16 protein-coding genes and 1 tRNA gene are annotated in these 13211 nt (G+C 72.3%); 12 read left to right on the top strand and 5 right to left on the bottom strand.

Annotated elements, in window-relative coordinates; all coding sequences use genetic code 11:
• The 3 genes from E5082_RS12035 to E5082_RS12045 all read right to left on the bottom strand — a co-directional run bounded on the left by E5082_RS12035 (nucleotide 1) and on the right by E5082_RS12045 (nucleotide 4531).
• On the bottom strand, nucleotides 1-1698 hold the full coding sequence (locus E5082_RS12035; RefSeq protein WP_135791658.1) for a copper resistance CopC/CopD family protein: 1698 nt from the start codon (nucleotides 1696-1698) through the stop codon (nucleotides 1-3).
• Nucleotides 1699-1797: 99 nt separating this feature from the next.
• A complete protein-coding gene (locus E5082_RS12040) occupies nucleotides 1798-2406 on the bottom strand; it encodes a GNAT family N-acetyltransferase (protein ID WP_135791274.1) in 609 nt (202 codons plus the stop codon).
• The gene (locus E5082_RS12045) at nucleotides 2399-4531 is read right to left on the bottom strand and encodes a penicillin acylase family protein (protein WP_135791275.1); all 2133 of its coding nucleotides are present in this window, start codon (nucleotides 4529-4531) and stop codon (nucleotides 2399-2401) included. Before E5082_RS12045 ends, E5082_RS12040 begins: the two co-directional genes overlap by 8 nt.
• Nucleotides 4532-4612: 81 nt before the next feature.
• On the opposite strand from E5082_RS12045, the gene E5082_RS12050 reads away from it, so the two are divergent.
• The 5 genes from E5082_RS12050 to E5082_RS33420 all read left to right on the top strand — a co-directional run bounded on the left by E5082_RS12050 (nucleotide 4613) and on the right by E5082_RS33420 (nucleotide 7360).
• Nucleotides 4613-5335 carry a siderophore-interacting protein gene (locus E5082_RS12050; protein WP_135791276.1) on the top strand — a complete coding sequence of 241 codons (723 nt, stop codon included), beginning with the start codon at nucleotides 4613-4615 and terminating at the stop codon, nucleotides 5333-5335.
• A 24-nt stretch (nucleotides 5336-5359) separates the two neighbouring features.
• Nucleotides 5360-5959 (top strand): HhH-GPD-type base excision DNA repair protein, encoded by a 600-nt coding sequence (locus E5082_RS12055; protein ID WP_135791277.1) that lies wholly within the window; start codon nucleotides 5360-5362, stop codon nucleotides 5957-5959.
• Nucleotides 5960-6124: 165 nt separating this feature from the next.
• Nucleotides 6125-6742 carry an HdeD family acid-resistance protein gene (locus tag E5082_RS12060; protein WP_373310042.1) on the top strand — a complete coding sequence of 206 codons (618 nt, stop codon included), beginning with the start codon at nucleotides 6125-6127 and terminating at the stop codon, nucleotides 6740-6742.
• Between the two features lie 116 nt (nucleotides 6743-6858).
• Nucleotides 6859-7182: a hypothetical protein gene (locus E5082_RS12065; RefSeq protein WP_135791279.1), complete on the top strand. Its 324-nt coding sequence runs from the start codon at nucleotides 6859-6861 to the stop codon at nucleotides 7180-7182.
• A 55-nt stretch (nucleotides 7183-7237) separates the two neighbouring features.
• Nucleotides 7238-7360 (top strand): hypothetical protein, encoded by a 123-nt coding sequence (locus E5082_RS33420; protein WP_268255622.1) that lies wholly within the window; start codon nucleotides 7238-7240, stop codon nucleotides 7358-7360.
• A gap of 206 nt (nucleotides 7361-7566) precedes the next feature.
• Here E5082_RS33420 and E5082_RS12070 read toward each other — a convergent pair whose 3' ends face one another.
• On the bottom strand, nucleotides 7567-9135 hold the full coding sequence (locus tag E5082_RS12070) for a helicase HerA-like domain-containing protein (RefSeq protein WP_135791280.1): 1569 nt from the start codon (nucleotides 9133-9135) through the stop codon (nucleotides 7567-7569).
• A gap of 131 nt (nucleotides 9136-9266) precedes the next feature.
• Here E5082_RS12070 and E5082_RS12075 point away from each other — a divergent pair, with 131 nt between their 5' ends.
• Together E5082_RS12075 and E5082_RS12080 are read left to right on the top strand one after the other, a co-directional pair.
• On the top strand, nucleotides 9267-9563 hold the full coding sequence (locus E5082_RS12075) for a type II toxin-antitoxin system VapB family antitoxin (protein ID WP_003986294.1): 297 nt from the start codon (nucleotides 9267-9269) through the stop codon (nucleotides 9561-9563).
• A 123-nt stretch (nucleotides 9564-9686) separates the two neighbouring features.
• Nucleotides 9687-10328: a LytR C-terminal domain-containing protein gene (locus E5082_RS12080; protein ID WP_229918811.1), complete on the top strand. Its 642-nt coding sequence runs from the start codon at nucleotides 9687-9689 to the stop codon at nucleotides 10326-10328.
• Between the two features lie 61 nt (nucleotides 10329-10389).
• On the opposite strand, the gene upp is transcribed toward E5082_RS12080, so the two are convergent.
• Nucleotides 10390-11025: a uracil phosphoribosyltransferase gene (upp, locus tag E5082_RS12085; protein ID WP_086690086.1), complete on the bottom strand. Its 636-nt coding sequence runs from the start codon at nucleotides 11023-11025 to the stop codon at nucleotides 10390-10392.
• 96 nt (nucleotides 11026-11121) lie between these two features.
• Between upp and E5082_RS12090 the strand changes: the two genes are divergently transcribed.
• The 5 genes from E5082_RS12090 (at nucleotide 11122) to E5082_RS12110 (ending at nucleotide 13191) form a co-directional block, all read left to right on the top strand.
• Complete coding sequence (locus tag E5082_RS12090) at nucleotides 11122-11346, top strand: hypothetical protein (protein WP_107483878.1); 225 nt, start codon at nucleotides 11122-11124, stop codon at nucleotides 11344-11346.
• Between the two features lie 311 nt (nucleotides 11347-11657).
• The gene (locus tag E5082_RS12095; RefSeq protein WP_135791660.1) at nucleotides 11658-12194 is read left to right on the top strand and encodes a tRNA adenosine deaminase-associated protein; all 537 of its coding nucleotides are present in this window, start codon (nucleotides 11658-11660) and stop codon (nucleotides 12192-12194) included.
• A gap of 59 nt (nucleotides 12195-12253) precedes the next feature.
• On the top strand, nucleotides 12254-12685 hold the full coding sequence (gene tadA, locus E5082_RS12100) for a tRNA adenosine(34) deaminase TadA (protein ID WP_030806339.1): 432 nt from the start codon (nucleotides 12254-12256) through the stop codon (nucleotides 12683-12685).
• Nucleotides 12686-12765: 80 nt separating this feature from the next.
• Nucleotides 12766-12850, top strand: a tRNA-Ser gene (locus tag E5082_RS12105).
• Between the two features lie 161 nt (nucleotides 12851-13011).
• On the top strand, nucleotides 13012-13191 hold the full coding sequence (locus E5082_RS12110; RefSeq protein ID WP_030806336.1) for a hypothetical protein: 180 nt from the start codon (nucleotides 13012-13014) through the stop codon (nucleotides 13189-13191).
• Nucleotides 13192-13211: the final 20 nt, after the last annotated feature.

Genomic DNA, 13211 nt, shown 5'->3' on the forward strand with positions numbered 1-13211 from the left:
TCAGCGTGTCACCCGTACCTCGCGGGTGACCGTCACCTGGTCCAAGTCGGAGACGCGGACCGTCACCTTCATGGTCCAGGTGCCGGGGATCGGAAGGTTGAAGGAGTTCGTGGCCCAGTAGCCGCCTCGGTCGGTGATACCCGTGTCGAGGGGCCCCAGGCGCTGGGCCGGCAGGGTCATGGTGATGCGGAGTTCGGGGACGGCGGCCAGGGCGCCGTTCGCGCCGTAGACCACTGCCTGGACGGAATTCGGGCCCACTCGGCCGGGGTCGAAGGTGATCTGGACCTTGCCGCGGCCGTTGTCGCCCACCGTGAACGGGACCGTCGTGACCGAGGCCGCCGGGATGCCCGTCTCCGCCGTGGCCGCCTCCTCGGCCGCCCGGCCCGGAAGCGTACTGGTCAGGAGGGTTGTCAGGACCAGGACGACCACGCCCACGGCCGCCTCTGCCAGTACTGAGCGGCGCAGGTGTCGCACCGGGAGGTCCGGTACGGGGGCGTCAGACTCCGGGGGGAGCGCGGGGCCGCCTGCCGGCACCGGCACCAGCACCGCCACCTCCGCCGTCCTCGGCAGCCGTCCCGTCCATCTCCGTGACCACGCCGCCGCCCCCAGCAGCACCCCCACCGCCACCAGCTTCGCCAGCAGTACCCGCCCGTACGTCGTGTCCGTCAGCGCCTGCCACGTGCCGAGGCCGCGCCAGGACTGGTAGACGCCGGTCACGACCAGGACGATCACCGAGGTCAGCGCGAGGCGGGAGAAGCGGGTCACCACCTGCGGGGGGACGGCCGACGCTCGCAGGGTGAGGAGCAGGGCCGCAAGGCCGCCCAGCCAGGCCGCCGTCGCCAGGAGGTGGAGGGTGGTGGAGGCGATGGCGAGGGGCACCTGGATGCCGGCCGAGGCGTGTTCGGCGGCCGACCAGGTCAGGGCGAGGGCCACGGCCAGGGCCGCGCCCGCCGTCAGGGCGGCCGGACGCGGCACGGGACGGCGGCGCAGGACCAGCGCGCCGACCACCGCCAGCAGCAGCAACGCCAGCCGGGCGAGCAGCAGTTCACCGGGCCGTGTGGTCAGGGTGCGGCCCAGCGAGGTGAACGCCGGTGCCGTGCCCTCCTCGTACGGACCCCGCAGCAGGAGCAGGGCCAGCGTGGAGACGAGCAGAGTGGCGGCGCCGACGACGAACAGCGGCCGCAGCCAGACCCGTTGAGGCGGGCGGCAGTACGCGACGAAAGCGGCCGCCCCCAGCACCAGCGCCACCGCGAGATACGCCAGGTAGCGGGCGATGTTGTACAGGCTGGTGGTCGTACCGTTCTCCGCCTCGCCGGGAGCCTTCGCCGTCGTCACCGTGCGTTCGCCCACCGAGAAGGTGAGCGCGCCGGAGACGGGGTGACTGTCGGCGGAGACCACGCGCCACGCCACCACGTACGTACCCTTCGCCATCCGCGCCGGCAGCGGGACGCGGACCGTGTCCGCCCGGCCGGGGGCGTGGTCGGCCCGGCCGGTGCTCAGGCGGTGGTTCTCCGGGTCGTAGACGCGGAACGAGTCGGTGAGCAGGCCGACCGACTCCGTGTACGTCAGCGTCAGCGTGCGCGGGGCGCGCTGGAGAATCGTTCCGTCTTCGGGGTCGGTCGCGCGCAGGGCCGCGTGCGCGGAAGCGGGGGACGCGGTGCCGAGGACGAGCAGGAGGAGGCTCGCGGCCGCCAGCAGCACGCGCCGCAGCGCTCTTTCACGGTCGCGCACGTCGTTCCGCCTCCGTCTTCGACCCCGCCCTGTCCCCCGCCTGTACGGATGCCGGCGGCGGGGCGCTCAAACGGTACCGGTGGCCTCCGTGAAGCCGGTCTCGCGGGTGAGGAAGGCGAGGCGGGCGCGCTTCTTCGGCAGATACACGTCCGGCAGGTCGATCTCGGGGAGGACGACCTCGGGACCGGTGGTGAAGCCCTGGCGTTCGAAGCGGGTGATGGCCTTGGTGTTGCGGACGTCCGGGTCGACCACGACGCGGGTCCGGTCCAGTACGCGCAGGACGTAGTCCGCGACCACGGTCAGCAGGGCCGAGGTCCAGCCGGGGCGGTGGGCGCCGGGGGCGGCGGGGGCGACGAGGAGGTGGACGCCTATGTCTCCGGGGCGGACCTCGTAGCACTCGCTCACGCGGTCGGCGGCGGGGTCGTAGGTCTGGAGGAGGGCCACGGGCTCGCCGTCCTTGGTGACGAGGTGGGCGTGGTGGGTGGCGAGGGTGGCCATGTGGGCGTAGACCTGCGCCACTTGGGCCTCGGTGAGGTTCGTCATTCCCCAGAAGGCGGCTCTTTCCTGACTGACCCAGGTGTGGATCACCCGGGCGTCCGTCTCGGGGTCCAGGGGGCGGATGGCCACGGTGCCGTAGTCGGGGAGGTGCTGTTCGTGAGGGGCGGTCTCAGGCATGGGCTTCCTCGGGGTTGTCGGTGCGTTCGAGGGTGAGTCGGGTCCAGTCGGTGACGACCCGGGCGAGATCTCCCTTGAGCCATAGCGGGAGTTGGTCGCGGTGGTGGGGGCTGCCGGGTACGCCGTCCGCGCCGAAGGGGACGATCCAGCGGCTGTTCTCGCGGTCGTTCAGGTCCCAGACGTAGCGGGCGGCGGGACCTCGGGCCGCCAGGTCGGTGATGCCGGGGACCGCGGTGGTGCAGTTGACGCAGTCGTGGTCGCCGGCCAAACCCGGATCTGTGTACGGGGGTTCAGGTAGAGCGCGCCAGGGGGCCACTCGGTGGGTGCTGGACCAGGGGGCGGTGGGGGGCGCTTCCGCGATCTCCTCCAGGGCTTCGCGTACGGTCTCGCGGCGGTCTGTGCCGTACAACTCCTCCGCATTCAGGAGATGTTCGAGGGCGAAGCCGATGCGGGCCGTGAGGGACATCCAGGGGAGGAGAACCTCTGGGTAGGCCGGTGGTTCCGTGAGGGCCGCGAATGCCGGGTGGGCGGCGAGGCGGCGGACCACGGCTGTACGGAGGGCCGCGTATACGGCTGCTTCGGTACTGTCGGCGTCCATGTGGCGGTTCCAGGACAACAGGCGGTCGCGTAGGCGGCCGGCTTCCGGAGTGAGGGTGGTCAGGGTCGTGAGGTGGGCCAGGAGGGGGGCCGCCGAGGCCAGGTGGGTGTCGGTGTGGATGGCGGGGAGGTCGGTGGCGGACCAGGTGGGGCGTTGGCCGAGGAGGGTGCGGATGCGGTTGGCCCGGTGGGGCGGGGCGAACTCGACGCCGAGGGGGGTGGCGGGGCCGCGCTGGTTCGCCATCACGGCTGTGCCGTTGTCCAGCGTGCCGTAGGGGGGTGTGTGCCAGCCCTGCCATGCGTGGCCCTTTTCCCAGGCGGGGACCACGCGGAGGCTGTTGGTGCGGGGGCGTACGGGGACTCGGCCGGCGACTCTGTGGAGTACGGCGCCCGTGGTGTCGGCGGCCTGTACGACGTTGACGGGCTCGGTCCAGGCGTCCAGAGCCCTGTCCACGTCGGCGACTGTGCGCGCCCTGAGCAGGGGGAGGAGGGCGCTGAAGCCGAGGTCTTCCGTCACTCGGGGCGGGTAGCGGAGGGCGATGGCCATGGGGGGAACTTCACCTGTACACCCTGAGGGGGCCGGCGTTCCTTCCAGCCCGCCAAGTCCCTCCGGGCCCCCCGCGATCACCGGCCCGCGCGCCGTCTCGATGACCTCGACCTCCACCGCCCCCTCGCCCGCGACCTCGACAACCTCCACGCGACGGACGGCCCGCTGCCAGGTCCCCTCGGGGGAGAGGGCCTCCACCCCGGCCCCCGTGCGGCGGAGGCGTTCTCGGTAGAGGTCCTGGTAGTCGGCCATGGCGTTGGTGATGGACCAGGCGACGAGGCCGGTGTGGGCGAAGTGGGCTGTGCCGGGGACGCCGGGGACGGCGAGGCCGACGACGTCGAACTCGGGGCAGGACAGGCGGATCTGCTGGTAGACGCCGGGCTCTTCCAGGAAGCGGTGGGGGTCGCCGGCGAGGAGGGGCAGACCGGTGGTGGTGCGGGTGCCGGAGAGGAGCCAGCCGTTGCTGCCCGAGGTGCCGGGGCCGTCGGTGGCGAAGAGACCGACCGCGTCGGGACCGAGGTGCCGTATCGCCTCCTCGCGCCACAGCTTGGCCGGGAACCCGGCGAACAGGATGTGCGTGCCCAGCCAGACGCCGAGCGGGGTCCACGGCTCCCAGCGGCCGGGCGCCAGGCCCACCCGCGCGAACTCCGGTGTGCGCACGGCCCCTTCGGCGAGGCCGGCGTTGACGCCGTCGACGTAGGCGCGGACCCAGTCCGCCGTCTCCGGGTCCCGTCTCTCCAGCGCGGCGAAGCACCGTCTCGCGGTGTCGTCGAGGCGGGCGCGGCGGGCGAAGACGTCCCAGGAGAGCGCGGAGGCGCCGAGGAAGGACGCGGAGGTGCCCTGCGCGCGGTGCCGCTCGACCTCCAGTTGCCAGGCGCGGTCGGCCGCGGTCACCCGGCCCTGGGCACGGGCGAGTTCGCGGGCACCGGTGGCGCGCAGATGGGGGATGCCCCAGGCGTCGCGGTAGGTCTCGGTGGTCACCCTGGAGCCCTTCCCTTTTAGGTTAGCCTTGCCTAACTTCACAGCCAAGTGGAGGAATCGTACGCGAGGGGCGGGGACACGATGGGTCAGGGCCGGGGCTGGGAGGGTGCGGTACTCAGACTGCTGCGGGCGAAGGACTTCACGTGCACGGTGACCGGCGCGGAGGACGTCACCCCGCACTACCGCCGGCTGCGGATGACCGACGGCGGACTGCTCGCGGCGACCGGCGTGCACCCCACGATGTGGGTCCGCCTGTGGTTCTCCGCCGACGGCCGCCCCCACCAGCGTGCGTACACCCTGGTCGACCCCGACCCCGGGACCGGCACCTTCGCCCTGGAGTTCGCCCTGCACGAGGGATGCGCCTCGGACTGGGCCCGCGCGGCCAAGGAGGGCGACACCGTCGAGGCGACCGTCCAGGGCACCGGCTTCCAGCGCCCCGAACCCGATCCCTCGCGCGTCCTGGTGGTCGGCGACACCGCCTCGCTGCCCGCGATCAACTCCCTGCTCAAAAACCTGGGTTCGGCCCCGGCGACCGTCTGGTTCGAGGGCACCCTCGACGGGCTCCCCTCCGGCGCCGACCCCGAGCGGCACGAGATCCGCGAGGTACCGCGCCGGGAGGCCGGAAAGCACCTGGTCGAGCGGGTCCGCGCCGAGCTGCCCGGGATCCTGTCCAGCACCGGGCACCCGTACGTGTGGATCGCCTGCGACACGGCGACCACCCGCGCCCTCGGCTCGTACGTCCGCAAGGAACTCGGCGTGCCCAGGCAGCGCGTGCACGCGCTGGGGTACTGGCGGGCGGACTGATCCCGCGCGCGGGATCATGGCCGCATGGATGTCACCCTGCACCTCGCCCAGGACCCCGACGCCGACGCGCTGCTCGGCCGCAGCCCGCTCGCCGCGCTCACCGGAATGCTGCTGGACCAGCAGATCCCTATGGAGTGGGCGTTCAAGGGCCCGGAGACCATCGCGCGCCGCATGGGTGCCGACGACCTGGACGCGCACGACATCGCCGCCCGCGACCCCGAGGAGTTCGCCGCGCTGCTCTCCGAGAAGCCGGCCGTGCACCGCTATCCGGGGTCGATGGCCAAGCGGGTGCAGGCGCTGTGCCAGTACCTGGTCGAGCACTACGACGGTGACGCCGAGGCGGTGTGGCGGGACGCCGGCAGCGGGGCCGAACTGCTGAAGCGCCTGGAGGCGCTGCCGGGCTTCGGCAAGCAGAAGGCGCAGATCTTCCTCGCCCTGCTCGGCAAGCAGCTCGGGGTGACGCCGAAGGGGTGGCGGGAGGCGGCCGGGGCGTACGGCGAGACGAAGTCGTACCGCTCCGTCGCCGACATCACCGGGCCGGAGTCGCTGGCCAAGGTGCGGGCGCACAAGCAGGAGATGAAGGCGGCGGCCAAGGCGGCGAAGGCGGCCAGGACGAAGGAGTAACACCCGTCGGGCGCCCCCCGAGTGGCGGAATGTCCCCATTCGGTCCAAGCATGGAATATGACCGAGCCTCCCATCGGCGGCCCCACGCAGGGCGGCCCGTACGAACCGAACGCCGGCGCGGGCCAGGCCCAGCCCGGCACCGCCCCCGGCCCCGACGCGGTCCGGATGGACAAGGACCGCGAGCGCGCGGAGCGGGAGCGCCACGACCAGGAGGAGCCGTTCGAGGGACCGCTGCACATGCTGTCCCAGGCTGCCTGGCAGGTCGTGCTGCTCACCGGCATCGCCTCGCTGATCCTCGGCATCCTGGTGCTGATCTGGCCGGGTGCGACCCTGCTGGCGGTCGGCGTGCTGTTCGGCCTCTACCTGCTGGTCAGCGGCGTCTTCCAGCTGGTCTCCGCCTTCGGCACGCACAAGAAGACCTCGCTGCGAGTGCTGGCCTTCCTCAGCGGCACTCTGTCGATCCTGCTGGGCCTGCTCTGCTTCAGAGGGCCGATGCAGTCGATCCTGCTGCTGGCGCTGTGGATCGGCATCGGCTGGCTGATCCGGGGCATCACCCAGACCATGGCCGCCATCTCCGACAAGGGGATGCCCGCGCGCGGCTGGCAGATCTTCCTCGGCATCGTCACCTTCATCGCCGGCATCGTGCTGATCGACTCCCCCTTCCAGTCGATTGCCGTGCTGACCCTGGTCGGTGGCTGGTGGCTGATCGTCGTCGGCATCGTCGAGATCATCACCTCCATCCGGATCAAGGGCCGCGCCAAGGACATCCCGCAGACGGTCTGATCCCCCGGCTCCCGCTCCCTTCCCGTCGTCAACCTCCCGCCACCGTCGTACGCCGTGCGGGCGGACTTGGGCGGCCGGAGGCGGAGCGGGGGGGTTCCGGCGGGCAGAGGACCTGCGTGAGCACCGCGCGTCCTCGTGCCTCGCGCGCCCGGAGCTGGTTCCGGGCGCTCGTGCTGCTGCTCGCCCTGTCGGTGTCCGGCGGCCATGTGGCCCTCGCGCAGACCGGCCCGGTGCCGGGCACGGCCCAGGAGTGCGAGCACGACCTGCCCGCCACCCCGGCCCGCCCCGGCGCCCGCCCCCGGCACCACGCCGACACCCCCGACCGCACCGCTCCCCCGCCCGCCCCCGCGTCCGCCCCGGCCGGCGCGGCACCGGACCCGGAGCGCACGCGGCCCCCGCACACCGCACCCCTCCTGAGCACGGTCGTCCTGCGCTGCTGAGCGGGCCGAGCAGTCGGCACCGCCCACGTCAGCCCGAACCAGGAGGACCACAGCCATGCCCATCGACCCCTACGCGGTCCTGCGCGCCCTGCTGCGCGCCGAGGCCCGGCGCAACGCGCCCGGCCGGCGGAACGAGACGGCCCAGGAGCAGCGACCGCCCAAGGAGAAGCGCCGCTGACGCACCCGGGGGGGGCGGGCCAGGGGAGTGTCGTCCGGATCAGGCCGGCGGATGGATGCGGCGCCTATGGGCCGGCCCGAGCGGGGTCTGGTGCGTGCGGCTGCAAGGCGGAGGAGGGAGTCGACGCGATGGGGGTCCCCTGCTCGGAGAGCTGGGGGGAATGCGTGCCAGACCCCGCGTCGTCGAACTGATCCGGACGACGCCCCCTACCTCCCCCGCCGGGCCGTGCCGAACAGCGAACGGGTGATCTCCCGGCCGAGCTGCGTGCCCACCGAGCGCGCCAGGGACCTGAACATCCCGCTGCCGACGACCTGTTCCACCAGCGAGGGCTCCTCGGCCGGCGCCTTCTCCCGCCTGGCCCCGGGCGCCTCGGCGGGAGGCCGGGCCCGGGCCGCCGTCAGCTTCTCGTACGCCGACTCGCGGTCCACAGCCTGTGCATAACGTCCGTACAGTGGCGATTCCCGCACCGCCCGGTCCAGCTCGGCCGCGTCCACCGGGCCCATCAGGGACTCCGGGGCGCGCAGCCGGGTGGCGGCGACCGGGGTGGGAGCGCCGTTCTCGCTGAGCACGGTGATCACGGCCTCGCCGGTGCCGAGCCCGGTGAGCAGTTCCTCCAGGCCGTACGGGGAGTCGGGGAAGGTCTGCACGGTCGCCTTCAGCGCCTTCTGGTCGTCCGGGGTGAAGGCGCGCAGGGCGTGCTGGACCCGGTTGCCGAGCTGGCCGAGCACGTCGGAGGGGACGTCCTTGGGGGTCTGGGTCACGAAGAAGACGCCGACGCCCTTGGACCGGATCAGCCGCACGGTCTGGGTGATGGCGTCCAGGAACGCGGCCGAGGCGCCGTGGAAGAGCAGATGTGCCTCGTCGAAGAAGAACACCAGCTTCGGCTTGTCGGTGTCCCCCACCTCGGGCAGATCGTGGAAGAGGTCGGCCAGCAGCCACATCAGGAACGTGGAGAACAACTGCGGCTTGTCCTGCACCGCGGGCAGCTCCAGTACGGAGACCAGGCCGCGCCCGTCCGGGGCGAGGCGCAGCAGGCCGGCGGTGTCGAACTCGGGCTCGCCGAAGAAGTCCGCCATGCCCTGCGCCTCGAACGCGGTCAGCGACCGCAGGATCACCCCGGCCGTTGCGGTGGACAGGCCGCCGATGTCCCTCAGTTCGGGCTTGCCCTCGTCGGAGGTGAGGAAGGCGACGACCGCGCGCAGGTCCTTGAGGTCGATCAGCTCCAGGCCCTTTATGTCGGCGTAGTGGAAGATCAGGCCGAGGGACTGTTCCTGAGTACGGTTCAGGCCCAGCACCTTGGAGAGCAGTACGGGCCCGAAGCTGGTGACGGTGGCCCGCACCGGGATGCCGTGGCCCATCCCGCCGAGCGCCAGGAACTCCACCGGGAACCCCTCGGCCGACCAGCTCTGCCCGGTCTGAGCCGCGCGCGTGCTCACCCGGTCCCCGCCCTGGCCGGGCCGGGCGATGCCGGAGAGGTCGCCCTTGACGTCCGCGAGGAACACCGGGACGCCCTGGGCGGAGAGTTGCTCGGCGACGAGCTGGAGCGTCTTGGTCTTGCCGGTGCCGGTGGCGCCCGCGACCAGTCCGTGCCGGTTCAGCATCGGCAGCGGCACCCGTACCTGCGCGTCCGGGTGGCACACCCCGTCCCACAGCAGCGCGCCGAGGTCCAGCGCCGGACCGGTGAAGGTATAGCCGGCCGCGATCGGGCGGGCCACGTCGGGCAGTTGTGCCGCGCCGGAACCGTCGGGGGCGGGCGTGGTCGCGCTGTCGCTCATCTCAAGGCCCCTCGTCCCGGCCACCGCCACTGCCGGTAGTCGCCGTAATGCCCGCTTTGCCGTGTCTTTTTCAGCGTCGCACTCCGCCGCCATGGCTGCGCCCGGAACGTCTGGGCCGGTAGGCTTTCCGTGTGATCTTCAAGCGCATCGGAAACGGCCGGCCGTACCCCGACCACGGCCGGGAGAGCACCCGGCAGTGGGCGGACGTCGCGCCGCGCCCGGTCCGCCTCGATCAGCTCGTGACCACCAAGCAGCAGCTCGACCTGGAGACGCTGCTCGCCGAGGACTCCACGTTCTACGGCGACCTCTTCGCCCACGTCGTGAAGTGGCAGGGCGACCTCTATCTGGAGGACGGGCTGCACCGCGCGGTCCGCGCCGCGCTCCAGCAGCGCCAGGTGCTGCACGCCCGCGTCCTCGAACTGGGCTGACGGGCGTTCCGGGCAAGCCCGACTGGCCCGTACGGCCCGCCGGTTACCCCTTTCGGGTTCGGCTACGCCGGATGGACTGATCATCTAATAGGCATCGCGGCCTCGGCGCACTACGCTGCGCTCATGAGCATGCTGACTCCCCCCGGCATGGGCGGTAAATACCGGATCACAGGGGACACCTACCCTCGGATGCGCCCGCCCCGGCGACGCGGCAGGCTCGTCGCCGCCGTCGTGGCCTCCGTGGCCGCGCTGGGCGTCGCCGGCTGGGGCACGCTGCAGCTCATCGACGTCTTCACCGGCGGCGACGGCTCGGTGTCCGGCCACGCGGCGGACTGCCGCACCAAGGTCGCCAAGGCGGCTCCGGTCAAGGCCCTGCCCAAGCCCGGCACCATCACCGTGAACGTCTACAACGCCACCACGCGCTCCGGGCTCGCCAAGCAGACGGCGGACGAGCTGAAGAAGCGCGGCTTCAAGATCGGCGACGTGGGCAACGCGGACAAGCAGTTCGACAAGAAGGTCAAGGGCACCGGGATGCTCATCGGTCCCGCCACCGCCCTCGACACCACGCTGCCGGTGCTGGGCACCCAGCTCACCGACGCCGAGCGGCGTACCGACGCCGCCCGTAAGGGCACCGAGCTGGACCTGGTCATCGGGGACAAGTTCAAGGCCCTCACCCAGCGGCCGGCGGCCGACAGCGCGGTGACCAGGCTGACCGCGCCGGAACAGGTGGCCGCGGTCACGACCACCAAGAAGAAGACCTGCTGAACCCGACAGCACGAGGAAGGGGGGCCACCCGACCGGGCGGCCCCCCTTCCTGTCCTCGTACCTACTCGGCGGCGCCGTACAGGCGGTCGCCCGCGTCGCCCAGGCCCGGCACGATGTAGCCCTGCTCGTTCAGGCGCTCGTCCACCGCGGCGGTGACCACGGTGACCGGGGTGCCGGCCAGCTCGCGCTCCAGGATCTCCACGCCCTCGGGGGAGGCCAGCAGGACCACGGCGGTCACGTCGTCGGCGCCGCGGCCGATCAGCTCGCGGATGGCCGCGACCAGGGTGCCGCCCGTGGCCAGCATCGGGTCCAGGACGTACACCTGGCGGCCGGAGAGGTCGTCCGGCATGCGGGAGGCGTAGGTCTCCGCCTGGAGCGTCTCCTCGTTGCGGATCATGCCCAGGAAGCCCACCTCGGCCGTCGGCAGCAGCCGGACCATGCCGTCCAGCATGCCCAGGCCGGCGCGCAGGATCGGCACCACCAGCGGGCGCGGACGGGCGAGCTTGACGCCGGTGGTCCGGGCGACCGGGGTCTGGACGTCGACGGCCTCGGTGCGCACGTCCCGCGTGGCCTCGTAGGCGAGCAGGGTGACCAGCTCGTCGGCGAGACGGCGGAAGGTCGCGGAGTCGGTGCGCTGGTCGCGCAGCGTGGTGAGCTTGTGAGCGACCAGGGGGTGGTCGACGACGTGGAGACGCATGCCTTCAACAGTAACCGTGCCCGCCCTGTGCCTCGTCTCGGCATCAAAACGCCCGTCCGGGGGAATGCGCACAGGACCGACCGGGGTGGTGAAACCGTGGCTGACCTGCCGAACCTGCCGAACAACGGCCCGGCGACGACCGGGGAGATCGGGCCCTTCAGGCCTCCGCGGCCCGAGACGGACGCCGAACGCAGGCGCCGCCGGGCCCAGTTCCTCCGCGACCTGGCCGAGGCCCGGCAACTGCGCGACCGGGTCCAGCCGCGCCGCGCCAAGGCGGCCCGGCTGCGCCACGCCATGCGCATGCGAACGTTCCGCTGGTAGCCCCGGCCGTCGTACGGTCCTGTCAGCAGGCACCGGGGAAAGCTCCCGGCGAGGATGATCGGCGCTCACGAGGCCACGTACGATCCGCAGGTGGCGGCATGCGCTGGTGAGCTCTTTACGGACCCACGGTCGGCCGTTTGGTGACGGTCGGCCGAAACAGCCGGACACAGGGAGCCGAAGACGTCCCCTGAACGACTTGTTTCTGCCACGATTCCCAGTGGGCGGACCCCGGAGCGCAGCTGCTCCCCCGCCCGGACCTCCGCCGGGGGGACCCCCCGACCGGCACACCTATGACCAGTGGGAGAGTCACGGTGTACTTCGCCGCACTGCTCGCGCGCACCGAAGACGGGTGGGAAGCGAGCGACACGGAGCTCGACGATGTGGAGACCCTGTCCGATCTGGCCGACCTCGCCCGCGAGGCCTCGCCGGAGGAGGACACGGTGCTCGTCCTGATCGAGCAGGAGGACTCCTGGTTCGGGGTCGTCCGGGTGGACGGGGAGGAGGACCCCCGTATCTATGTCTCCGACGCGGCCGCCGCCGCCCGCAGCGCCTACGGGGAGCTGCTCCTCACCGATGAGCTGCTGGGCCGCGAGCCCGGCGCGGACGACGGGCCCGACCTGGACTCCCTGGACCTCGACGGCACCGAGGACGGGGAGGCCGAGGAGACGGAGGACGACGAGGAGTCCCCGGACACCGACGCCGTCCCGCACAGCCCGGTCGGCGACCGCGAGATCCTCGGCGATCTCGGGATCGGCGAGAAGGAGCTGCGCGCCCTGGACGCGAACGACGCCCTGGGCACGATCGCCGAGGTGCTGGGCGCCTCGGAAGTACTGGAGACCGTCCGCTGACCGCGCCGCACGAGATCCGAGGAAGCGCGGACCCGGTGCGCGACCCCTGGCGTCCCGCGATGCGGCTCGCCCTGGCCGAGGCCGGGCGGGCCGCGCTCGGCGGTGACGTCCCGGTGGGCGCCGTCGTGCTCGGCCCGGACGGCACCACCGTGCTGGGCGCCGGGCACAACGAGCGTGAGGCGACCGGTGATCCGACCGCCCACGCCGAGGTACTGGCACTGCGCCGGGCCGCCGCCGCGCTCGGCGAGTGGCGGCTGACCGGCTGCACGCTGGTGGTGACGCTGGAGCCGTGCACGATGTGCGCGGGCGCCCTGGTCCAGTCCCGCGTCGAACGGGTCGTCTACGGCGCCCGCGACGACAAGGCGGGCGCGGCCGGCTCGCTCTGGGACGTCGTACGCGACCGGCGGCTCAACCACCGGCCGGAGGTCGTGGAGGGCGTGCTCGCCGAGGAGTGCGCCCGGCCGCTGACGGAGTTCTTCAGAGGGCGCTGAAGAAGTCCCGAAAGCCCTGCTGGGAGGGGCTCCGGCCATCGATTTCTGCCGACGGGGCACCTTGCTGTAAGGTCTCCCTCGGTAGCGTGTCCGAGCGGCCGAAGGAGCTCGCCTCGAAAGCGAGTGTGGCGCAAGTCACCGAGGGTTCAAATCCCTCCGCTACCGCTTGAGAAGGGCCCCGTCTTCGGACGGGGCCCTTCGTGCGTCCCGCCTCGGCGCTTCCAATTGACAATCGTGGCCGTCCTGTTGGGTGCGCGAAGGCCCGTGGCGGTTACACTCGCCGCCGCAGGCAGGTCAGTGGGGCCGATGGGACAGGGGAGGCCGCGGTGGCGGTGAACGCCAAGAAGATCGTCGTGTTCGCGCTCGTGGTCTTCGCCATGTACGTGATCATCACGGACCCGGCCAAGGCGGCCGACTACGTCCAGATAGCCTTCGAGGGCATATCGGACGCCGCCGGGGCCATCGGGGACTTCATGACCTGGGTCGTGGACGGCGCGAAGAACTGACCGGCCGAAAGAGCAAGAGG

It is taken from the genome of Streptomyces griseoluteus, from assembly GCF_004784465.1.
Lineage (GTDB): Bacteria > Actinomycetota > Actinomycetes > Streptomycetales > Streptomycetaceae > Streptomyces > Streptomyces griseoluteus.